Below are 20,124 nucleotides of genomic sequence, written 5' to 3'. Positions count from 1 at the left end.
GACGGCCGGTGGCCACGGGCCCCGGCCGGGGAATGAACGTGCGACCGCCGTGGGTTCCTGAACCGGGGTCGTTGCGACGCGCATGATAACCCCTGACACCGCAACCTGCCGAGCTGCCCCATGTCGGTCCACGACCCTGCACAATCTGACCTCCCCGAAACGGAACTGGAGTGGATCAACCGCTTCGCCCGGTTGCCGGAGGCCTTTTATGACCGGCCCGCCCCGGCCCCGTTTCCCGGCGCCAACTGCCTGGCCGCAAGTCCCGACATGTGCGATCGCCTGGACCTGGACCCGGCCGCGTTGGAGCGCGATCCGTGGTTGGGGGCCTGTACCCGGGGGAGCGAGCTGCCGGGCGCCGAACCCCTGGCATCGGTGTATGCCGGTCATCAGTTCGGAGTATTCGTGCCACAGTTGGGGGATGGTCGCGCCAAGCTGCTCGGCGAGATCCGAACCGCCCGGGGCGAGACCTGGGAACTGCAGGTCAAGGGGGCTGGACCAACCCGGTACTCGCGAGGGGCGGACGGTCGTGCGGTTGTCAGGTCCTCGGTGCGCGAGTACCTGGTCTCCGAGGCGATGGCGGCGCTGGGTGTGCCTACCACGCGGGCCGTGGCGCTGTTTGGTTCCAGTCTGCGGGTCTATCGCGAGCGTATCGAACCGGGGGCCATCGTGCTGCGGGCGGCGCCGTCTTTCATCCGCTTCGGCCATTTCGAGTACTTCCACTACAACGGCTACAGCGCGCGCCTGCAGGAGCTGATCGACTATGCCCTGGCGCACGACTATCCGGAGCTGGTGGATGCCGAAGATCCGGTGGCTGCGATGCTGGAGGCGGTGATTGGACGCACCGCGGAGATGATCGCGGACTGGCAGGCCATCGGGTTTTGTCACGGGGTGATGAACACCGACAACATGAGTCTGGCCGGGCTGACCATCGACTATGGTCCGTTCGCCTTCATGGATGCCTTCGACCCCGGCTACATCTGCAACCACACCGACCAGGGCGGGCGCTACGCCTTCGATCAGCAGCCGCAGATCGCGCAGTGGAACCTGATCCGCCTGGCCGAGACCCTGGTGATTTACTTCGCCGACCCTACCCGGGAGGCGGCGATCGAGCGCGCCAAGGCCTTGCTGCAGGATTTCCAGCCGCAGTACCGCCGTGCCTGGCTCGCGCGCATGCGGGCGAAACTCGGCCTGCAGGCGGCGCAGGAAGGCGACGAGGCCCTGATCCAGGACCTGCTGGCCCGCATGGCGGCCGAGGGCGTGGACTACACCCGCTTTTTCCGCCAGTTGCCGGATCTGGAGCAGGCGGAGACGCGCGCGCAGCTGGAATCGGAACTGGAGGATCGGGACGCCTGGCAGGCATGGTGGTCGCGCTACCAGGCACGCCTGGCGCAGGAAGCCCGGGCGGCGGATGCGCGCCGGGCGGCGATGAACGCGGTCAACCCGAAGTACATCCTGCGCAACCACCTGGCGCAGGCCGCGATCGAGCGGGCCGAGGCCGGTGATCCCTCCGAGGTGCAGCGCCTGCAGCGGATTCTCGCCCGGCCGTTCGACGAGCAGCCCGAGTTCGAGGCCTATGCCGATCTGCCCCCGGCGTGGGCCAGCGGCATCCAGCTGAGTTGTTCGTCCTGACCGGACGGAATGCGTGCGGGGTGTGGAATGAATGCCCCGAGCTTACCCGAGGATGCCGCGCAGGATGTAGAAGTAGACCACCGCGAGGATGGCCCCGGCCGGCAGGGTCACGATCCAGGACAGGAAGATCATCCGCACCAGCCCCAGGTTGATCGCGGCGATCCCGCGCGCCAGGCCCACCCCGAGGATCGCGCCGACCAGGGTGTGCGTGGTGGAGATCGGCAAGCCGGTGCCCGAGGCCAGCACCACGGTCGCCGCCGCCGCGGCCGTGGCCGCATAGCCACGACTGGGCGTGAGCTGGGTGATGCCGGTGCCGACGGTCGCGATGACCTTGTGGCCGTAGGTGAACAGGCCGAAGACGATCCCGAACCCGCCCAGCAGCAGCACCCACATCGGCACGACCGTCTCGGTGCTCACATCGCCGGTCTGGATCACGTCCACGACCGCGGCTAGCGGCCCCACCGCATTGGCGACGTCGTTGGAGCCCAGGGCGAAGGCCATCGCGCAGCCGGTCACCACCATCTGGACGCCGAACACCTTCTCGACATTGGCAAAATGGGAGCCCTCTTCGCCCACGCCCGTGGGGTCGTCGAAGCGCAGGCGGCGGATCGCCATCATCCCGAGCACGACCACCACCGCGCTTACCAGGGTGGCGAAGCCATAGGCCTGCAGCGTCGTCAGGTCCAGCCCGACATGGGTCAGTCCCTTGAACATCGTGACCAGGGCGGTGACGAAGGCCGTCAGGAAGATGTACAGCGGGGCCCAGCGCTTGGCGTTCTTCAGCGGATCGACGGTGTCCAGGATCAGGATCTGCACACTGCGGAACAGGGCAAACGCAATCATGCCGCCGACCATGGGCGACACCACCCAGGACATCGCGATGGTCCCGACGCGCTCCCAGCGCACGACCTCGAAGCCCAGCCCGACCACGGCAAAACCGATGATGGCCCCGATGATCGAGTGGGTCGTGGAGACTGGCCAGCCGAAATAGGACGCGGCCAGGAGCCAGCTCCCGGCGGCCGCCAGGGCCGCCAGCATCCCGTACACGAGCAGTTCGGGGTTGTCCGCCATCAGGCTGGAGTCGACCATCCCGCTGCGGATGGTCTGGGTGACCTCGCCGCCGGCGAGCCAGGCCCCGGAGAATACGAAGATCGCGGCGACAAAGACCGCCTGGCGGATGGTCAGCGCGCGCGAGCCGACCGAGGTACCCATCGCATTGGCGACGTCATTGGCGCCGATGCCCCAGGCCATGAACAGGCCGAAGATCACTGCAAGGCCGAGCAACAGGGTGCTGTATTCCATGCGGTCCTCGGTTCCTTACTTGGTATGGCCTGTTACTTCGCCAGCATCAGTTGCAGGCGGCTGCCTACACGCTGGGCCAGGTCGGCCAGCTCGCCGATCGAGTCGATCACGCGGTACATGAAGATCACGTTAACCGGGGGCAGCTCCGCCTCCTGGGCGAACAGGATCTCGCGCACCTCGCGCTGGGCCTCGTCGGATTCGTGCTCGATCTGGTCCAGCTCGGTGAGGATGCCGTTGACGACCTCGACCTCGTGGCCGCGGAAACCCGCCTCCACCAGCTCGTCCAGTTCGTTGATTGCCCGACCGGCCTGATCGACCGCATCCACACTGCGGTCGAGGAAGCGCTTGATCGGTTCCCGCATGTTGTCGGGGAACTGCATCTGGCGGCCCAGCATCAGCCCGGCGATGTCCTTCGCCATGTTGGCGATGCGATCCTGGATCAGCAGGGTATCCAGCACGTCGCGGCGCGACATCGCCAGCATCATGCCCTTGGGCAGGTGCAGCCGCAGGTCCTTCTTCAGGCGGTCGGCCTCGCGCTCCAGCTTCGCGATCTTGCGCTGCTGCTCGCGCGCGGTCTCCCAGTCATCGCGCGCCATGGCCTCCATGAACGGGGGGAGCTCGGCGATGCAGGCGCGGATCTTCTCCATGTGCGCCTGCAGCGGGCGCACCGGGGAACGGCCAAACAACTCGAAGACGAAGTTCTTGGGGGACATGGCGGCGCGAAGGTTGTCACAAAGCCATAATCTAACGCAAAACACCGTGGCCCGCGCGGACTTGTTTCGTGTCGAGGCCGCCGTTCTGCGCTAGACTCGTGGATCAGAGCTGGGGGTGCCCGCCGTGGATGCGGGCTGAGAGAGTCCCCTTGAACCTGAACCGGTTAACACCGGCGGAGGGAAGCTCGGTCAACGGTCTGCTGTACCCGGGGTCCCTGCCCCCGCGATCGCCCTGCCCGCGCTCCCTTCGCCTCACGCGACAGCAGAGGTCCGATCATGAGCGCCATCCCCGAGTCGTTTGCCCGCAAGACCGCCGAGGTCTCCGCGGAGGTCACCCGCCCGTTCCCGAACTCCGAGAAGCGCTACGTCGAGGGGTCGCGCGCGGACATCCGCGTGCCGTATCGCGAGGTCGCGCAGACGCCGACGATGACCTCCGGCACGCCCGAGGAGAACCCGCCGATCCCGGTGTACGACACCTCCGGCCCCTACACCGACCCCGAGGCGAGCATCGACCTGCACCGGGGCCTGGCGGACCTGCGCGGCCCGTGGATCGACGAACGCGCGGACACCGAGTGGCTGGACGGCCCGAGTTCGGAGTACGGCCGCGCCCGCGCCGCCGACCCGGAGCTGGCCCGCCTGCGCTTCGAGCACATCCGCCCGCCGCGCCGCGCGAAGGCCGGCGCGAACGTCTCGCAGATGCACTACGCCCGGAAGGGCATCATTACCCCGGAAATGGAGTTCGTCGCGATCCGCGAGAACAACCGCCTCGAGGCGCTGCGCGCCGACCCGCGCTACCAGAAGTTGCTGCGGCAGCACGCCGGGGAGTCCTTCGGGGCCTCCATCCCCGAGGAGATTACCCCCGAGTTCGTGCGCGAGGAGATCGCCCGCGGCCGCGCGATTATCCCCGCCAACATCAACCACCCGGAACTCGAGCCGATGATCATCGGCCGCAACTTCCGGGTGAAGGTGAACACCAACATCGGCAACTCCGCGGTCACCTCCTCGATCGAGGAGGAGGTGGAGAAGCTCGTGTGGTCCGCGCGCTGGGGCGGCGACACCCTGATGGACCTGTCCACCGGCAAGAACATCCACGAGACCCGCGAGTGGATCCTGCGCAACTCGCCGGTGCCGATCGGCACCGTGCCGATCTACCAGGCGCTGGAGAAGGTCGACGGCAAGCCCGAGGACCTGACCTGGGAGCTGTTCCGCGACACCCTGATCGAGCAGGCCGAACAGGGCGTGGACTACTTCACCATCCACGCCGGCGTGCGCCTGCAGTACGTGCCGCTGACCGCCGACCGGGTGACCGGCATCGTCTCCCGCGGCGGTTCGATCATGGCCAAGTGGTGCCTGGCGCATCACCAGGAGAACTTCCTCTACACCCACTTCGACGAGATCTGCGAGATCATGAAGGCGTTCGACGTCTCCTTCTCGCTGGGCGACGGCCTGCGCCCCGGCTGTCTGGCCGACGCCAACGACGCCGCCCAGTTCGGCGAGCTGGAGACCCTGGGCGAGCTGACCCAGAAGGCCTGGGAACACGACGTGCAGGTGATGATCGAGGGCCCCGGCCATGTCCCGCTGCAGAAGGTGAAGGAGAACGTCGACAAGGAGCTGGAGGACTGCTTCGAGGCGCCGTTCTACACCCTCGGCCCGCTGGTGACCGACATCGCCCCGGCCTACGACCACATCACCTCCGGCATCGGCGCGGCCAACATCGGCTGGTACGGCACCGCGATGCTCTGCTACGTGACACCGAAGGAACACCTGGGCCTGCCCAACAAGCAGGACGTACGCGACGGCATCATCACCTACAAGATCGCCGCCCACGCCGCCGACCTGGCCAAGGGCTTCCCCGGCGCCCAGCTGCAGGACAACGCACTCAGCAAGGCGCGCTTCGAATTCCGCTGGGAGGACCAGTTCAACCTCGCGCTGGACCCGGAGCGCGCGCGCGAATTCCACGACGAGACCCTGCCGAAGGACGCGCACAAGGTCGCCCATTTCTGCTCCATGTGCGGGCCGAACTTCTGCTCGATGAAGATCACCCAGGACGTGCGCGACTACGCCGCGGCCCAGGGCATCTCGGAGGACGAGGCCCTGAAGAAGGGCCTGCAGGAAAAGGCGGTCGAGTTCGTCGAGAAGGGCGCGAAGATCTACCGCGAGGTGTAGGCCAGCGGGGCTGGCCCGGGTCAGGACGCCCTACCGCACCTCGATGCGGTCACGGCCGTTCTTTTTCGCCGCATACAGGGCCTGGTCGGCACGATCAAAGGTGTCGACCCGGCTTTCACCCGGCCGGTATTCGGTCACGCCGAAGCTCGCGGTGCGCCGCCCGACCGTCTCGAAGTCGAAGGCATTGATACGGGCCTGCAGGTCACGGGCGACCCCCTGTGCCTGCGTGACGGGCGTCTGCGGTAGCAGCACGAAGAACTCCTCGCCCCCGATCCGGCCGATCGCATCCACCTCGCGCAGATTCTGGCGCAGCAGGTCCGCGAACTGTCGCAGCACGCGGTCACCGGCACTGTGCCCCCAGGTATCGTTCACCGCCTTGAAGTGGTCGATGTCCATCAGGATCACCGAAAACGGTTCGCCGTAGCGCTCGGTGCGGGCCCGCTCCGCCTCGAACAGGCGCTCGATATGGGCGCGGTTCCATAGCGAGGTCAGCTCGTCGATCTGCGCTGCGCGCTCCAGCTGGCGTTGCTGCAGGAAGCTGTGCTTGCGTGCATGTTCCAGCATGAAGGCACTCAGCGCGCCGAAGGAAAAGGCGGCCAGCACCCACAGGAGATGCAGCTGGATCAGTTCGCCCTGCATGGGGTTGCGGAAGGCGGCGACAATCACCAGCGCCACGATGGCGGTGGCGGCCATCGTGGCCGGGCGCAGCGGCAGGCCCGATATCGCGAAGGTCCACATGATGCTGAGGTAGATCTCGGGGGCGAACACCAGGAACTGCGGCGACCCGGTGTTCAGATAGAGATTGGCGCCATTCGCGATCACCGGCGCTACCATCAGCAGGGCCCACATCGGCCGTTGCAGGGGAGGCCGCAGGCTCATTGCGGCCACCGCCAGCAGCAGGCCGGGCACCAGCATCGCATGCGCGACCAGCCGTTCGCTGTGCAGGTCCGCCGCCACAGACTGTTCGACGGCGCTGAACAGGAGGTACATCAGGGCCGTCAGCAGCGCGACATAGCGGACCTGCGGGATACGCGCCTGGCGATGCCAGGCGTCGAACGCCTGTTGAACCGCGGTGTCTTCCCGGTGCAGCGGGTCCCAGAGGGCCCGTGGGCGCCTGGTGTTATCCAAGCCTTGACTCCTCTTCTGGCCCGAGCCGCGGGCGAGGGTAACTACATGGCGCCGCTCATGCCGCCCATACCCATCAGTCCGGCGCCGATCCCGAAGATCATGCCCAGCACCATCAGGATCAGGTAGATCAGCAGCAGCACACCGAAGATCGTGAAGTAGATCCGCAGGCGCCCGAGCGCGTACTTGATCGCCTCGGGGTCGCCGCTTTCGTAGGCGCGCTGGGAGGCACCGGCGGCCTGCATCAGGACCACGCCGGCCCAGATCGGGATCCACGCGATGATGATGCCGATGATCGACAGCGCGGTGAGTACGCCGGAGATGATCAGCATGATGCCGATCAGCTGCATTCAGGGCGACGCTTAGCCATTCGCGCCCTCGCGCTCGAGTCGATTTTGCGTGCTGACAAGGCGCGGTGACTGCCGTGCAGTCACTCTGCACAAAAGAGCCGCAACGCCGTCAGCGGGCAAAATCGGCCGAGCCCCTTCGGGGTTGGCGCCCCATTTTCCCCGATCCTGCGTTGCGTCACTTGCCGGTAGCACCACTACCGGCTGCGCGCCGCGCCTGGTCTCGGAAAAAATGGGGCGCCAACGCGAGGGCGCGAATGGCTAAGCGTCGCCCTTAAATTTCCCGCGAACGAGTGGTTCGATCAGTGCGCGAAGGTCGGCCGTGCTGGTTGCGTCCTGTTCCATGTTCAGACTCCTTGTCGTGTTGGCTGGTCGTGACGGGTGGGCCTCCGGAGCATAGCAGGCCGCCTCATGCTGTGACGCATTCGTTGTTTTGGCGCGTGCAGCCCGTGCATACTCGACCGGGTGCAAGCCCGAAGAGCAGGGCCGGGTCACGGCTCGAGAAGCAGGGGGATGTATGAGCGATCAGGGACGACGCAGGGATGCCGGCCGCAGCGGGCCGCAGGGCACGATGCTGTTTCAGGGGCAGGCCGTGCCCGAGCCGGAGGCGGTAGCCGATCCCGCCGGCGAGGAGACCCCGCCCGGTGGCCATCCGGTGCTGGTGGGGCTCTCCGAGCCCTTCGGCCAGCAGCGCCTGACGCTCAAGCCGGGCAAGCGCTCGGTCGGTCGCCAGGCGGACAACGACATCGTCCTGCAGGAGGGCAGCGTGTCCTCGCAGCATGCCTGGCTGGTCAACGACGGGGGCGAGTGCCGGGTGGTCAACCTGCTCTCCACCAACGGGACCTGGGTGAACGACGAGAAGGTGCACGAGGCCGTGCTGAAGGACGGCGACCATGTCCGTTTCGGGCGTGCCGAGTTCGTCTTCCGCCGCCGCGATGACGGCTCCGATGCCCGACCCGGTGGTGGCCGCCGGTCGCGCTGGCGCTGGCTCGGTATCGCGGTCGTGGTCCTGGTGCTGGCGGTGATCGCGCGCATCCTGCTCGAGACAGCCTGAGGGCCGGGCCCGGCTCCCCCATGCAGCGGATCGGGCGCTACGGGGTCGGCGAGGAGATCGGTCGCGGTGCGATGGCCGTGATCCATCGTGGTTACGACCCGGACATCCGCCGGCCGCTGGCCATCAAATCCCTGCAGCCCGACTACGCCTGCCGCCCCGAGTATCGCCGGCGCTTCCTGGCCGAGGCCCGCGCGGCCGGCACGCTGACCCACCCGGGTATCGTTACCATCTTCGATGTCGGCGAGTCGGATCACCAGCCGTTCATCGCGATGGAGCTGCTGGACGGAATCACGCTCGCGGAATTTGCCGACCAGTTCCGTCCGTTGCTGCTGCGCAATGTCCTGAAGATCGCCATCCAGCTGGTGGAAGCGCTCGATTACGCGCACCGGCATGGTGTGGTGCACCGGGATATCAAGCCGGAAAACATCATCGTCACCAGCGCCACGGCCAATATCAAGGTGATGGACTTCGGCATCGCCCGCACCCTCAGCGATCCCGACTGGCGGGCCGACGATGATGGCTATGTCGCCGGTTCCCCACACTACATGGCCCCGGAGCAGGTGCGCGGCCAGCTCACCGATGCGCGGGCCGACCTGTATTCGGTCGGCGTGGTGCTGTACGAACTCCTGACCGGCGCCACGCCGTTTCGTGGCCACGATGTCGAGACGCTGCTGACCCGGGTGGTCCGGGACCCCGTACCGTCACCCCGAGTCATCGTGCGCGACTGCCCGCAGGAACTGGTCGAGCTGGTATTGCGCCTGCTGGCGAAAGACCCGGACCAGCGCTATCAGTCGGCGGGCGAACTGCTGGTGGACCTCGAACGCATCGAAGAGCAACGCAGCGAACGCGAGCGGGCCGGGGCGGGCCGCCGCATCGTCCCGTTGCGGTTGCGCTGGGCGGCGGTGATGGGGGTCCTGGTCGCGGTCACGCTGGTCGTCGGCGGGGCCCTGGTCCACCAGAAGCAGAATGCGGTGATGACCGACCTGGCCTTCGACTATGGCTCCACGCTCGCCCAGATCATCTCGGTGGAGAGCGCCGAGGACCTGCTGCTGGAGGACACCATCGCGGTCCAGGGCCGCCTGCGCGACATGCAGGCCAACCGCGAGATCGCCCTGCTGAGCGTGGCGGACCATCGCGGACGGGTGGTGGCCAGCAGCGATCCCGAGGCCATGGGCCAGCCGTATCAGCCGCCGCCCGAGGAGCATCTCCTCCAGCGCCGCGACGGCCAGGCCGTGTGGTCCGTGGCCGGGCCGGATGGCGGGGAGCTGTTCCTGTTCGAGGCCCCGGTGCGCTACCAGGATCACCACATCGGCCAGCTCCAGGTCGGGTTGTCCACCGGGTCGCTGCGTGCGGCCAACGAGGCCACGTTCATGGCCCTGCTGATGCTCACCCTGGTCACGTTGCTCGCGGTGCTGCTGGGGGCCTACGTCCTGGCCCGGCGCCTGCAGGAACCCCTGGACCGCCTGCGCGGCGCCCTGGACCAGATCGGTCAGGGACGGCTGGACACGCGCATCCGGGCCCGCCGTCGGGATGACTTCGAACGTGTCTTCAGTGCCTACAACGCGATGGCGGATTCGCTGGAGGCGCGCATGAAGCGGCGCACGGACGGGGTGAGCGAACCCGGCACCGGCCACGCAGCATCTGCCGGGGACCGGACCCAGGAACTGGCCCCCGAGGACCTGCCGTCCGAGGCGGCCCCGAGACGGACCGGAACCGACTAAGGAAACACTGATCCCTGTACACGCTCGCGTTGGCACCCCAGGTTTTCCGAGACCAGGCGCATCGTGCAGCGGGTAGTGGTTCTACCGGCCCGTTTCGGATGGATTTGGGGCGCAACGCAGAATCGGAAAACCTGGGGTACCAACCCCGAAGGGGCTCGGCCCCCCGTTGCTATCAAAAACGGGTGCGCGAACGGCGTTGCGGCTCCCTTGTGCAGAATGACTGCATGGCGGTCACCGCGCATTAAACGCACGCAAAAGCGACTCGAGCGTGAGCGTGTACAGGGATCAGTGTTTCCTTAACCGTCGAGGGCGTCCAGCCGGCGCTGCAGTTCCAGCGCGCGCAGCCGGTACCCGCGGGCCGCCTCGAACTCGGGGTCGATCGCCAGCGCCTCGTCCCACAGCGCGATCGCGGTATCCAGGTCCTGGTTGCGGTAGCGCACGATGGCCTCTGCATGGAGGGCCTCCTTGTGCTGTTGCTCCAGTTCGGCGTGGTGCTGGCGGGCGCCGGAATGCTGCGGGTCCCGCGCGAGCACCTCGCCGAAGGCCTCGAGCGCCTCTGCGGTGTCCCCGGCTGACCGGGCCTCCAGACCGCGCTGGTACCAGTAGCCCGTTTCGGCCTCGCGCGCCAGGGGCTCCAGCCAGTCGGTCCACTGCGTCTCCGCCTCGGGGCGCTGCCGGGCCCGCTCCACGACCTCCAGGGCCGCGCCGTAACGCTCCGCAGCCAGATCGGCCTCAATCGCCCGGCGCAGGCCGTCCTCGCCCACCCCGGGGGCGGCATCCGGATCCAGCGCGGTCAGCTGATCGTCCAGGTCGCTGGTGCCGCGTGGCAGATCCGATGCGTCTCGGGGGATGCGCAGCCGCTGCCCGACCAGCAATCGGTCCGGGCGCTCGAGGTCGTTGTACCGAGCGAGGATCACGAAGCGGTTGGCATCCCCCAGGTGTTCGCGGGCCAGTCGGGCCAGGGTCTCACCGGGTTCCACCGTGTGCTCGAAATGCGCCTCGCCGAGCATGGCCCGCGGATCCCCGGAAAGCTGCTCGCGCAGATGACGGGCGGCGTGGTTCCGCGGCTCGTCCGCGAGGACCCGGTCGAGCGCGACCTGTGCCCGGTCCATCTCGCCGCGCTGCAGGAGCTGCACGATCTCGGCGATCTCGAGACGTTCGATCTCCGGTTCTTCCGCTGCCGGTTCGGGCGCGGGGGGTTCCGCAGGCGCCGTTTCCTCCTCGGCCTCCGCATCGGGGTTGAATACCCCCTGCAACTGCGCGCAACCGGGCAGCAGCCCGGCCAGTGCGGCGAGCAGAACGAGGCGTAAAGGCAGGGTGCGGAACTGCGTCATGGCAATATCTTCGGTTCGGGCGCGGTGCGGCGCCCGGAGTATACGATCGGCATCAGTCCAGCGGCCACAGCAGGATCGCCAGCGCCGCGGCGAGCAGTAGCAACAGCGCCAGCGTCGGCTGGATACGAGCCTTCAGGTGCCGGCGCCAGAATCGGCCACGGGGTCGCGCCGCCCGCCAGGTGGCGAGCGCCACGTTGTCGCCGCCGGGCCCGGCGCGCCGCGCCGCCTCGCGGGCCGCCTCGGTGGTCGCGGTGCCCAGATCGGGATGGTCCAGCAGTTCGACGATCGCGTCCGGCGCGAACTGTTCCCAGAAGCCGTCGGAACACAGCAGGAAGCGGGTCTGGGCGGTCACGGGCGCCGCGTCATGGTCGACCTGTATGGGATCGACCACGCCCAGACCCTGCAGCAAGCGATTCTGCTCCGGGTGCGTGGCCATCTCCGCCTCGCGGATCACCCCCTGGTCGACCAGCTGCTGCACCCGTGTGTGGTCGCGCGTGCGGCCCTGCAGGCGGTCCCCCTCGATGTGATACAGGCGGCTGTCGCCGCAATGGGCCCAGCAGGCCGAGTCCGGCGTGACGTACAGGGCCACCAGCGTGGTTCCGGGACGCTGTGCCGGATCGGCGCCGCCTTGTTCCAGCAGGGCCGCATGGGTCTCGTGGAACAGGCTCTCCAGTAGGGCGGGGCCATCCGCGGTCCGCCCCGCGCAGCGATTCCACAGGCGTTCGGCCGTCGCCACGGCCGTGCGCGACGCTTGCGCCCCGCCCTCGTGGCCGCCCATGCCATCGGCCACCAGCAGCAACGCAGTTTGCCCGTCGGGACCGTGCAGCACGGTCACCGCATCCTGCTGCTCGGCGCGGCCACCTGTCTCCCTGGCGTATCCGGTTTCCATAGGCATGTAGCCCCGGTGATCCTGTACCCATGATGACCGAGATGGGCGGCCCGCGACAGCCCGGGCCGGGACCCTTTACCCGGTGGCGCCGATCCAGAACTCGATGGAGCGGCCGAGAAACTCGTCCCAGGTCATGTAGTGCGAGCCGTCACAGGAGAAGGTCAGGCTGACCATGCCGTTGAACAGGTTGATGGAGGCGGAGCGCAGGTAGATGGTCTCGTCCGCGTAGCGCAAGGCCTTCAGCCCCTCCAGTACCCGGCCGACCTCGTCCTTCGGGATGAGTGCCTCCTCGGGGTACGGCTCGTGCGGAAACGCCAGGCACACGTCGGGATCGCCGAGGGATTCGTGGGTCAGGATGCGGTAGCGGTACGGGTCCTCGGTGGTCCACAGCGTGGCGCGTGAACTGGAGAAGTGGAATACCCCCTGGAACACCCCGCGCTCGGTGAACAGTTCCTCGATGATGGCCAGGGCCGTATCCATGTTCTGGTCCATCAGGCTCTCGGTACGGCTCTGCAGGAACAGCGTGCCGCGGATGGACGGATCGCCCTTGATCTGCCGCCACTCGTTCGGCTCTTCGTACAGGTCCTCGGAAAAGTCGGGCAGGTTGCGCAGGTCAAAGTCCGCTCCGAGAAAGCCCAGCGCATTGCCGTCGCTGTCGCGAACCAGCTGCAGCGCGGTCAGCGAGGGCCGCCGTCCGAGCAGGCTGATGTAGGCATCCGAAAGCAGGAAGCCCGTCGCCGGCACGACCTCCTTCATGTACGGGCGTTGTGACCGGTCGCGCCCGAAATGCTCCGGCAGTACGCCGCTGCGCGAGATGTTGTCGGAGAGCTGGATGCCCCGGGTATTCAGGGCATAGACGAACGTGGCCTCAGGGATCTGGCGGATCGCCTCTTCCAGAATCGAGTCCAGGTCCTCGCGGCGCGGCCAGACCGCGGACAGCCGACGCGCGATGTTGGCCAGAGGCTCCTGCAGCTTGTTCTCGAGGTACTCGCGCTGGTGCTCGATCGCCTTCTTCAGTTCCGTCATGGTGCGGGGTCGTCTCCTTTCGGTGCGGCGCGGATTATCCCCGATCGGGGGTTTCGTTGTCGTGAAGGGCCTCGTGGCTCCATGCGTTTGGCACTTCGCGTTGCGCAAAAGGTCCGAGCAGGAACCGTGCCGACAAACCTGATGACCGATGCCCGAAACCACAACCTCCCTTACCACCTTGACTGCCCGTGCCGCGCGCCCAGTGGATCTCGATGCCATCAACCGCCTCGTCGCCGAGGCGATCGAGGACTGGCCGCTGCCCGAGCGCGTGCGCCGCCTGGCCCTGCCGGCCTACCGCTACACCGAGGCCGACCGGATGTTCCTCGACATGGTCGTGCTGGAGTGCGCAGGCGACGTGGTCGGCGTCGCGGCCTGGGAGGCGGCGGGGGCCCAAGAACTGCCGGAGGGTATACCGGATGGCCTTCTGCTCCACGGCCTCTATGTCGGGCGCGCCGCGCGCGGGCAGGGGGTGGGGCGGCAACTGGTCGAGGCCAGTCGCGCCGCCGCGAGGGAGGCCGGTGTCGCCGGGGTGCTGGTCAAGGCCCAGGCCTCCGCCGCCGGTTTCTTCGCCGCCATGGGCTTCGTCCCGGTGCCGGTCCGCGATCGCGACCGGGATTACGAACAGCGTTACTGGTGGCCGGCGAAGGGCGCGTCCTCTCCGCCCTGAGCTCAGCGCCGCGGGCGCTTGCGGTGCCACTGTCGGGCAAACAGCCCCACGATGATCGCCATGGCCAGAAGGCCCAGGCCCAGCGGCCACGCGTGTTCCGGAGCGCTCAGGAAGTGAAGCAACGAGAACCCTTCGCCATGGCCGTGCCCCGGGTGGGCCAGAGCGGGGCTGCTGGCGAGCGTGAGGACTGCGGGAATCAACGGGCGCATCGACATCGGGGGTTCCTCCTGATTGAACCGGGGGGATCACCATAACGCCCGGCGGCCGCCGCCGTCATGCGCGTGATCCCGTGTCGTCGTGAGCACTCCATCGGGCGGTTTCCGTGGTCCCTCGGCAGGCGCTGCAAACAGCGACTCAGCAGATGCGGGGCAACTGCTCGCCGGCGGGCAGGATCACCCGGCGTTCCACGCCGGTCGCGAGGCGTCGGATGACCGCGGGTTCGCCCGCCTCGGCCTGGCCGATCGCAACGGCCCCGGCCGTCTCCGGTCGTGACCGCAGCACGCTCAGGGCATGTTCGGCCGCGGGTTCCGGCACGGCGGCCAGGAAGCGCCCCTCCGAGGCGCTGTGCAGCGGGTCCAGCCCGAGGATCTCGCAGGCCCCGCGCACGTCCTCGCGCACCGGGATGGCTGCGTCCTCCAGTATCAGGCGGCAGCCCGAGGCGTCCGCCAGTTCCTGCAGCGCGGCCACTGTGCCGCCGCGGGTGGGGTCGCGCAGGGCATGCACGGGCACATCGGCTGCCAGCAGCGCGGCCACTGCCCCGGCGACCGGGGCGCTGTCGCTGGGGATCGGCGGGTCCAGTCCCAGGCCCTCGCGCGCGGCCAGGATGGCGACGCCATGTCGGCCCAGGTCACCGCTGGCCAGCAGGATGTCGCCCGGCCGGATCGCGTCCGGTGCGATCCGCACCCCCTCCGGCACGACGCCCACCCCGCTGGTGTTGAGGTAGGCCCCGTCGCCGCGCCCGCCCTCGACCACCTTGGTATCGCCGGCCACGACCCGGACGCCGCATTCTTCGGCGGCCGCGCTTACGGAGGCGAGGATGCGCCGCAGGTCCTCCAGGGGCAGCCCCTCCTCGAGGATCAGCCCCAGCGTCAGCCACAGTGGCCGCGCCCCGGCCATCGCCAGGTCATTGACCGTACCGTGCACCGCGAGGCGGCCAATGTCGCCGCCGGGGAAGAACAGGGGGCGCACCACGAAGCTGTCGGTGGTCATGGCCAGGCGTCCGTCCGGTCCGTCGAGCACGGCCGCATCGGGGGCGCCGCGAGCGGACGTGCCCAGCGCCGACAGGATCACCTCGTCCAGCAGCTTGGCCTGCAGGCGGCCCCCACCGCCATGCGCGAGGCGGACCACCTCCGTGGTCATGCCCCGCCCCGGTAGTGCAGATAGGCGGCGCAGGCCCCCTCGGAGGACACCATCGGCGCGCCCAGCGGGGTGTCCGGGGTGCACTCGCGGCCGAAGGCGGGGCACTCGGTCGGTCGGCGCAGCCCGCGCAGCACCTCGCCGGCGATGCAGGGCCCGTCCGCACCGGTCGCGGGGGCCGCGATCCCGAAACGCGCGACCGCATCGAAGCGGGCATAGGCCGGGCGCAGGCCCAGCCCGCTGGCGGGCAGGCGGCCCATGCCGCGCCACTCGCGTTCCTCCGGCTCGAACACACGGCTGACCGTATCGCGTGCGGCCACGTTGCCGTCGTCGCGGGCGGCTCGGTCATAGCGGTTCTCGACTCGGGCCTCGCCACGTTCCAGCTGCTCCACACAGGCCCGAATCCCCGCCAGCAGGTCCACCGGCTCGAACCCCGTCACCACGATGGGCACCCGGAAATGCTCGGCGATCGCCTGATAGGCCGCCGCCCCCTCCACGGTGCAGACATGCCCGGCGGCCAGGAACCCCTGGATACGGTGGTCCGGGTCCGTCAGCAGGGCCCCCATCGCCGGCGGTACCAGCGAGTGCGAGAGCAGCAGCGACAGGTTGGACAGCCCCAGGGCCTCGGCCTGCAGCACCGCGATCGCGGCGGCCGGGGCGGTGGTCTCGAAGCCCACCGCCAGCAGCACCACCTCGCGTTGCGGGTTTTCGCGCGCCAGGGCGACCGCATCCAGCGGCGAGTAGATCACGCGCACATCCCCGCCGGCCGCGCGCGCGGCGTTCAGGTCGCCCAGCGCGCCGGGTACGCGCAGCATGTCGCCGAAGGTGCACAGCATCACCTCCGGGCGGCGGGTCAGCAGTACGGCCTGGTCCAGGGTCTCGGTCGGGGTCACACAGACCGGGCAGCCGGGGCCGTGGAGCAGCTCGACCGCGTCCGCCAGTAGATCGTCCAGCCCGTGGCGCAGGATCGCGTGGGTCTGGCCGCCGCAGACCTCCATCAGCGTCCAGCGCCGGGTGCAGGCCGCCCGGATCGCGTCGACCTGTTGCAGGATCAGCGCCGGATCGCGGTATTCGTCGAGGTGCCTCACGGGCCCTCCGGGGCGGGCGGCGCGTGCTCGGGAATCGCGCGCAGCGCCGCCAGGGTGCGTTCGGCCGCGGCCTCGTCGATGGTGGCGATCGCGATGCCGGCATGTACCAGCACGTAGTCGCCCGGCCCGGCCTCCGGGGTGCAGGCGAGCGACACCGTGCGCGCCACGCCGCCGAACCGGACCTGCGCCTGGCGGAACAGCGGGTCGTCGCCCTCCACCGCGTCGATACGGCCGGGGATCGCAAGGCACATGGGTCAGTCTCCTCCTTCCGGTCGGGCCGGGTGTGCGGCGCGCCGCGCGACCACCGCCTGGCCCAGCGCCAGTCCGCCATCGTTGGGCGGGACGGCCCGTGGCCACAGCGGGCGAAAGCCGGCGTCCCGCAGGGCCGCCACGCAGCATTGCAGCAGATGCCGATTCTGGAAGCATCCGCCGGTCAATGCCACGGTCTCGCGTTCGCCCGTCCGGGCGGCCGCCACCGCGAACCGCGCCAGTGCGCTATGCAGCCTTGCGGCAATCGCCCCGGGGGCGGCACCGCCCGCCTTCGCCGCCAGCAGGGCGGTGATCAGCGGGCCCCAGTCCGCCTGCCAGGGCATCGCGTTCTCCAGCTCGAGATCCGGGGCATCCACCACGCCCGGCGCGGCCTCTGCTGCCTGCTGCACCAGCATCGCGGCCTGCCCCTCGAAGCCGGCACCGGTGCGCAGCCCGGTCAGGGCTGCCACCGCATCGAACAGCCGCCCGACGCTGCTGGTCCAGGGCGCATTGACCCCGCGATCCAGGGCGCGGAGCAGGGGTGCCCACTCGGCATCGCTAAACAGCGCCCGGGCCGGGCTGGCCGCCAGGGCCGCCGTATCGCCCGCGAAGTGTGCATGCAGCAGCCCCAGCAGTGCGCGTCGCGGCTCGCGGATCGCGGCCTCGCCCCCCGGCAGTCGGAACGGGCGCAGATGGCCCGCACGCTGCCAGTCACCGTCGGCGTCCACGGTCAGGCACTCGCCCCCCCAGAGCGTCCCGTCCGTACCCAGCCCCGCGCCGTCCCAGACCAGCGCCAGGACCGGGTCCTGCACCCCGTGCTCGGCCAGACAGGCCGCGGCATGGGCGTGGTGGTGCTGCACGGGGAAGACCGGCACGCCCGGGCGCTCGGCGAGTGTGGTAGAGGCATAGTCCGGGTGTCGGTCGCAGGTGATGCGCTCGGTCTGCACGCCGCAGAGCCCGGCCAGCGCGCGGGCCTCGCTGTCGAGGCGGCGCAGGGCCGGATCGCTGTCGAGGTCGCCGACGTGGGCGCCGACCACGACCTCGCGGTTCAGGGCCAGCGCCGGTGCCGCCTTGAGGTGGCCGCCCAGCGCCAGCGTGACCAGGCCGGGCTGCGGCAGCGGGATGCGCAGGGGCATGGCTCCCCGTCCCACGCGCAGGCACTGCGGCTGCCCGGCCGCGATCTGGAACACGCTGTCGTCCAGCGGCCGCGCAATCGGCCGGTCGTGGTCGAGGATGGCATCCGCGATCCCGCCCAGCCGAGCCACCGCCTCCTCGCTATCAATACAAAGCGGTTCGCCGCTGCGGTTGCCGGAGGTGCAGACCAGCGGGATCGCGAGTGCGTCCAGCAGCAGCTGGTGCAGGGGCGTGGCCGCCCGCATCAGCCCGAGACGGTTCAGCCCGGGGGCGATGTTCCCGGCCAGCGGCGCATCAATCTTGCGATCCACCAGCACGATCGGAGCCTCCGGGGCATCCAGCAGGCCCCTTTCCGCATCGGATACGTGGGCCAGACAATCCAGCCAGTCGCCGTCCGGCAGCAACACCGCCAGCGGCTTTTCCGGGCGCTGCTTGCGCGCTCGCAGGCGGGCGATGGCCTCCTCGCGGGTGGCGTCCGCCAGCAACTGGAACCCGCCCGCGCCCTTCAGGGCCAGGATCTGCCCCGCGCGCAGGGCCGCCACAGCGGCCTCCAGTGCCGCATCCCCGGTGGCCTGTTCGGTGCCGTCCGGCGCGCGCAGCAGGAGCCGGGGCCCGCAGTCCGGGCAGGCCATCGCCTCGGCATGGAAGCGCCGATCCCCCGGGTTCTCGAACTCCGCACGACAGGCCGGGCACAGCGGGAAGTCATGAAGGGTGGTGCCGGCACGATCCCAAGGCAGCGCCGTGGCAATGCTCCAGCGCGGGCCGCAGGCCGTGCAGGCGGTGAACGGGTAGCGGTAGCGCCGCGCCGTCGGGTCGCGGATCTCGGCCAGGCAGTCGGGACAGGGGGCGCGGTCCGGGGCCAGGGCCGGGGCGCCGCCTCGGTTCGGCCCCGTAGTGAGCCGGAAGCCGGCTGCGCCGGTGGGGGTTACGGGGCTGACAGAGATGTCATTGACACGTGCGGCCACCGGCGCCTCTTGCGCCAGTGCCGAACGAAACGCATCCAGGCGAGCCGCGTCCCCCTCGACCTGGATCACCACGCCCTCGGGCGTGTTGCCGACCGTGCCGGCCAGCGCCAGCCGTTTTGCCAGCGCCGCGACGAATGGGCGAAATCCCACGCCCTGCACCCGGCCGGTGACGACCAGGCGCCAGCGCTCCCGCGCCGGGCTAAGTGTCGCGGGCGTGTTCACGCCACGTCCAGGCTCCGCAGCAGGATCTGTTGCGCCTCGGGGTGGGTCTCGTCGTCGGAGGTCTCCACCTCCAGCTCGGCGCCCTCGGCCAGCGTGCCGCGGGTGCCATCCTCGAAGTGCTCGCGAAAATGCTCCGGCGTGATGTGCGACAGCGCGCCCAGCCAGACCCGCACCCGGGTGACCCGCTCGGCGTTGTTATCCGCCGCCACCTGCTCGATCTTGCGCATCAGGTCGGCCATCAACGAAAACTCGTGCATCCGTGTTCCCCTATCCGAAAAAGCAGGCGTACTCGTCTTTCTCCACCACACTCAGCACATCCTCCAGCGAGGCCAGTTCCGGGTGTGGGTCGTAGCCGTGCCACTTCAGGTCTGCCCGTTGCCAATAGAGTTTCCAACGGCCCGATTTGCGCACGAACGTGGCCTTGAACACCGGGTGTTCCATGACCCTTGTGGGAGCATCCATCAGCGGGCGCACTTCGTACAGCACCACGCTTTGGCCTTCGAGACGCCAGACAAGGTCCAGACGGTCTCGAACATGGGCGGGTGGTCGGCGCCTTTCCATGAACCCCTCCATCCCTTTTTCAATCCGCTTGCGCTCGAATTCGCTCAGGGCCATATGTATCCGTTCTCCGTTGCTGTCGGGGCCAATCGCTGGCTAGTCGGGGTCGGCAAAGTGACGATCCCGATAGTTTAGAGTGTGTGCCACGAGACAGCGCTGAAGCGATCCTACGGGCAAGGCTGCCCGTGTCCGGCCAAGTCTCCGTAAAGCGCGACCCCTTCCACCAGCCGACCCCCTCGGGAGACCTCATGCAGATTAATCTCGACACCCCGGATCTGATGACCCGCGTACGGCTGGAGTCGCGCTGGCGTTCGGCCGGCGCCGTGGTCACCTCCAGCCAGACACCGGAGGCGCCTGACCTGGTGGTGGTCGATCTCGGCAGCCGTGGCGTGGAAGCGGTATCGAGCTGGCGCGAGCGCTACCCGGACGCAACGATCCTGGCCTTTGGCCCGCACGTGGAAGGGGCCATGCTCAAGGCCGCGCGCCAGGCGGGCGCCGACGAGGTCGTGGTCCGCGGCAAGGTGGCCGATCGGGTTGCTTCCAAGCTGGGGTGCTGATTGAACCGGAAGGCGTTCGGCC

At 69.0% G+C, this 20,124-nt stretch carries 19 protein-coding genes, 1 pseudogene and 1 riboswitch; of the genes and pseudogenes, 6 read left to right on the top strand and 14 right to left on the bottom strand.

What is annotated here, in order from left to right; all coding sequences use genetic code 11:
- Nucleotides 1-120: 120 nt before the first annotated feature.
- The gene (locus H609_RS0107435; RefSeq protein WP_028484668.1) at nucleotides 121-1,629 is read left to right on the top strand and encodes a YdiU family protein; all 1,509 of its coding nucleotides are present in this window, start codon (nucleotides 121-123) and stop codon (nucleotides 1,627-1,629) included.
- A 42-nt stretch (nucleotides 1,630-1,671) separates the two neighbouring features.
- Here the strand turns inward: H609_RS0107435 and H609_RS0107430 are convergent, their stop codons facing one another.
- Together H609_RS0107430 and H609_RS0107425 are read right to left on the bottom strand one after the other, a co-directional pair.
- Nucleotides 1,672-2,931 (bottom strand): inorganic phosphate transporter, encoded by a 1,260-nt coding sequence (locus tag H609_RS0107430; protein WP_018867590.1) that lies wholly within the window; start codon nucleotides 2,929-2,931, stop codon nucleotides 1,672-1,674.
- A gap of 32 nt (nucleotides 2,932-2,963) precedes the next feature.
- Nucleotides 2,964-3,644 carry a TIGR00153 family protein gene (locus tag H609_RS0107425; protein ID WP_018867589.1) on the bottom strand — a complete coding sequence of 227 codons (681 nt, stop codon included), beginning with the start codon at nucleotides 3,642-3,644 and terminating at the stop codon, nucleotides 2,964-2,966.
- 101 nt (nucleotides 3,645-3,745) lie between these two features.
- Nucleotides 3,746-3,843: riboswitch (TPP riboswitch) on the top strand.
- 77 nt (nucleotides 3,844-3,920) lie between these two features.
- Between H609_RS0107425 and thiC the strand changes: the two genes are divergently transcribed.
- Nucleotides 3,921-5,810, top strand: a complete 1,890-nt coding sequence (gene thiC, locus H609_RS0107420; RefSeq protein WP_018880936.1) for a phosphomethylpyrimidine synthase ThiC — start codon at nucleotides 3,921-3,923, stop codon at nucleotides 5,808-5,810.
- Between the two features lie 30 nt (nucleotides 5,811-5,840).
- On the opposite strand, the gene H609_RS0107415 is transcribed toward thiC, so the two are convergent.
- Nucleotides 5,841-6,938, bottom strand: coding sequence for a diguanylate cyclase (locus H609_RS0107415; RefSeq protein WP_028484667.1), 1,098 nt, complete (start codon nucleotides 6,936-6,938; stop codon nucleotides 5,841-5,843).
- A gap of 41 nt (nucleotides 6,939-6,979) precedes the next feature.
- A pseudogene (locus H609_RS0107410) lies at nucleotides 6,980-7,285 on the bottom strand (DUF5362 family protein); the annotation flags it as partial.
- 568 nt (nucleotides 7,286-7,853) lie between these two features.
- Between H609_RS0107410 and H609_RS0107405 the strand changes: the two are divergent.
- Nucleotides 7,854-8,336, top strand: coding sequence for an FHA domain-containing protein (locus H609_RS0107405; protein ID WP_018867585.1), 483 nt, complete (start codon nucleotides 7,854-7,856; stop codon nucleotides 8,334-8,336).
- Nucleotides 8,337-8,356: 20 nt separating this feature from the next.
- Complete coding sequence (locus H609_RS0107400) at nucleotides 8,357-10,057, top strand: serine/threonine-protein kinase (RefSeq protein ID WP_028484666.1); 1,701 nt, start codon at nucleotides 8,357-8,359, stop codon at nucleotides 10,055-10,057.
- Nucleotides 10,058-10,353: 296 nt separating this feature from the next.
- On the opposite strand, the gene H609_RS0107395 is transcribed toward H609_RS0107400, so the two are convergent.
- The 3 genes from H609_RS0107395 to H609_RS0107385 all read right to left on the bottom strand — a co-directional run bounded on the left by H609_RS0107395 (nucleotide 10,354) and on the right by H609_RS0107385 (nucleotide 13,306).
- Complete coding sequence (locus H609_RS0107395) at nucleotides 10,354-11,391, bottom strand: LysM peptidoglycan-binding domain-containing protein (protein WP_028484665.1); 1,038 nt, start codon at nucleotides 11,389-11,391, stop codon at nucleotides 10,354-10,356.
- Nucleotides 11,392-11,443: 52 nt separating this feature from the next.
- On the bottom strand, nucleotides 11,444-12,280 hold the full coding sequence (locus H609_RS0107390; protein WP_028484664.1) for a PP2C family serine/threonine-protein phosphatase: 837 nt from the start codon (nucleotides 12,278-12,280) through the stop codon (nucleotides 11,444-11,446).
- A gap of 75 nt (nucleotides 12,281-12,355) precedes the next feature.
- Nucleotides 12,356-13,306 carry a PDC sensor domain-containing protein gene (locus H609_RS0107385; protein WP_018867581.1) on the bottom strand — a complete coding sequence of 317 codons (951 nt, stop codon included), beginning with the start codon at nucleotides 13,304-13,306 and terminating at the stop codon, nucleotides 12,356-12,358.
- Nucleotides 13,307-13,454: 148 nt separating this feature from the next.
- Between H609_RS0107385 and H609_RS0107380 the strand changes: the two genes are divergently transcribed.
- Nucleotides 13,455-13,973, top strand: a complete 519-nt coding sequence (locus H609_RS0107380; protein ID WP_019582958.1) for a GNAT family N-acetyltransferase — start codon at nucleotides 13,455-13,457, stop codon at nucleotides 13,971-13,973.
- Between the two features lie 2 nt (nucleotides 13,974-13,975).
- On the opposite strand, the gene H609_RS0107375 is transcribed toward H609_RS0107380, so the two are convergent.
- The 7 genes from H609_RS0107375 to H609_RS0107345 all read right to left on the bottom strand — a co-directional run bounded on the left by H609_RS0107375 (nucleotide 13,976) and on the right by H609_RS0107345 (nucleotide 19,602).
- A complete protein-coding gene (locus H609_RS0107375) occupies nucleotides 13,976-14,188 on the bottom strand; it encodes a hypothetical protein (protein ID WP_018867579.1) in 213 nt (70 codons plus the stop codon).
- 139 nt (nucleotides 14,189-14,327) lie between these two features.
- The gene (hypE, locus tag H609_RS0107370; protein ID WP_028484663.1) at nucleotides 14,328-15,332 is read right to left on the bottom strand and encodes a hydrogenase expression/formation protein HypE; all 1,005 of its coding nucleotides are present in this window, start codon (nucleotides 15,330-15,332) and stop codon (nucleotides 14,328-14,330) included.
- A complete protein-coding gene (hypD, locus tag H609_RS0107365) occupies nucleotides 15,329-16,417 on the bottom strand; it encodes a hydrogenase formation protein HypD (RefSeq protein ID WP_018878221.1) in 1,089 nt (362 codons plus the stop codon). Before hypD ends, hypE begins: the two co-directional genes overlap by 4 nt.
- Nucleotides 16,414-16,668: a HypC/HybG/HupF family hydrogenase formation chaperone gene (locus H609_RS0107360; protein WP_018878220.1), complete on the bottom strand. Its 255-nt coding sequence runs from the start codon at nucleotides 16,666-16,668 to the stop codon at nucleotides 16,414-16,416. The genes hypD and H609_RS0107360 overlap by 4 nt, the downstream gene beginning before the upstream one ends.
- 3 nt (nucleotides 16,669-16,671) lie before the next feature.
- A complete protein-coding gene (hypF, locus tag H609_RS0107355) occupies nucleotides 16,672-18,987 on the bottom strand; it encodes a carbamoyltransferase HypF (RefSeq protein WP_028484662.1) in 2,316 nt (771 codons plus the stop codon).
- On the bottom strand, nucleotides 18,984-19,244 hold the full coding sequence (locus tag H609_RS0107350; RefSeq protein WP_018863238.1) for a hydrogenase maturation nickel metallochaperone HypA: 261 nt from the start codon (nucleotides 19,242-19,244) through the stop codon (nucleotides 18,984-18,986). Before H609_RS0107350 ends, hypF begins: the two co-directional genes overlap by 4 nt.
- 10 nt (nucleotides 19,245-19,254) lie before the next feature.
- On the bottom strand, nucleotides 19,255-19,602 hold the full coding sequence (locus tag H609_RS0107345) for a DUF3024 domain-containing protein (RefSeq protein ID WP_018880930.1): 348 nt from the start codon (nucleotides 19,600-19,602) through the stop codon (nucleotides 19,255-19,257).
- A 191-nt stretch (nucleotides 19,603-19,793) separates the two neighbouring features.
- On the opposite strand from H609_RS0107345, the gene H609_RS0107340 reads away from it, so the two are divergent.
- The gene (locus H609_RS0107340; RefSeq protein ID WP_018867573.1) at nucleotides 19,794-20,102 is read left to right on the top strand and encodes a response regulator transcription factor; all 309 of its coding nucleotides are present in this window, start codon (nucleotides 19,794-19,796) and stop codon (nucleotides 20,100-20,102) included.
- The last annotated feature ends 22 nt before the right edge of the window (nucleotides 20,103-20,124 follow it).

The organism is Thioalkalivibrio sp. ALE17, from assembly GCF_000425605.1.
In the GTDB taxonomy this organism is placed as follows: domain Bacteria; phylum Pseudomonadota; class Gammaproteobacteria; order Ectothiorhodospirales; family Ectothiorhodospiraceae; genus Thioalkalivibrio.
The sequence above is the reverse complement of the archived record's forward strand: the minus strand, read 5'-3'. Positions and strand labels throughout refer to the sequence as shown.

Coding starts and splice junctions, on each gene's coding strand:
- H609_RS0107425 (WP_018867589.1), bottom strand. CDS start 3,644: ATGTCCCCCAAGAACTTCGTCTTCGAGTTGTTTGGCCGTTCCCCGGTG.
- H609_RS0107350 (WP_018863238.1), bottom strand. CDS start 19,244: ATGCACGAGTTTTCGTTGATGGCCGACCTGATGCGCAAGATCGAGCAG.
- H609_RS0107360 (WP_018878220.1), bottom strand. CDS start 16,668: ATGTGCCTTGCGATCCCCGGCCGTATCGACGCGGTGGAGGGCGACGAC.
- H609_RS0107395 (WP_028484665.1), bottom strand. CDS start 11,391: ATGACGCAGTTCCGCACCCTGCCTTTACGCCTCGTTCTGCTCGCCGCA.
- H609_RS0107340 (WP_018867573.1), top strand. CDS start 19,794: ATGCAGATTAATCTCGACACCCCGGATCTGATGACCCGCGTACGGCTG.
- H609_RS0107385 (WP_018867581.1), bottom strand. CDS start 13,306: ATGACGGAACTGAAGAAGGCGATCGAGCACCAGCGCGAGTACCTCGAG.
- H609_RS0107400 (WP_028484666.1), top strand. CDS start 8,357: ATGCAGCGGATCGGGCGCTACGGGGTCGGCGAGGAGATCGGTCGCGGT.
- H609_RS0107390 (WP_028484664.1), bottom strand. CDS start 12,280: ATGGAAACCGGATACGCCAGGGAGACAGGTGGCCGCGCCGAGCAGCAG.
- thiC (WP_018880936.1), top strand. CDS start 3,921: ATGAGCGCCATCCCCGAGTCGTTTGCCCGCAAGACCGCCGAGGTCTCC.
- hypE (WP_028484663.1), bottom strand. CDS start 15,332: ATGACCACGGAGGTGGTCCGCCTCGCGCATGGCGGTGGGGGCCGCCTG.
- H609_RS0107435 (WP_028484668.1), top strand. CDS start 121: ATGTCGGTCCACGACCCTGCACAATCTGACCTCCCCGAAACGGAACTG.
- H609_RS0107375 (WP_018867579.1), bottom strand. CDS start 14,188: ATGTCGATGCGCCCGTTGATTCCCGCAGTCCTCACGCTCGCCAGCAGC.
- H609_RS0107405 (WP_018867585.1), top strand. CDS start 7,854: ATGCTGTTTCAGGGGCAGGCCGTGCCCGAGCCGGAGGCGGTAGCCGAT.
- H609_RS0107345 (WP_018880930.1), bottom strand. CDS start 19,602: ATGGCCCTGAGCGAATTCGAGCGCAAGCGGATTGAAAAAGGGATGGAG.
- H609_RS0107380 (WP_019582958.1), top strand. CDS start 13,455: ATGCCCGAAACCACAACCTCCCTTACCACCTTGACTGCCCGTGCCGCG.
- H609_RS0107430 (WP_018867590.1), bottom strand. CDS start 2,931: ATGGAATACAGCACCCTGTTGCTCGGCCTTGCAGTGATCTTCGGCCTG.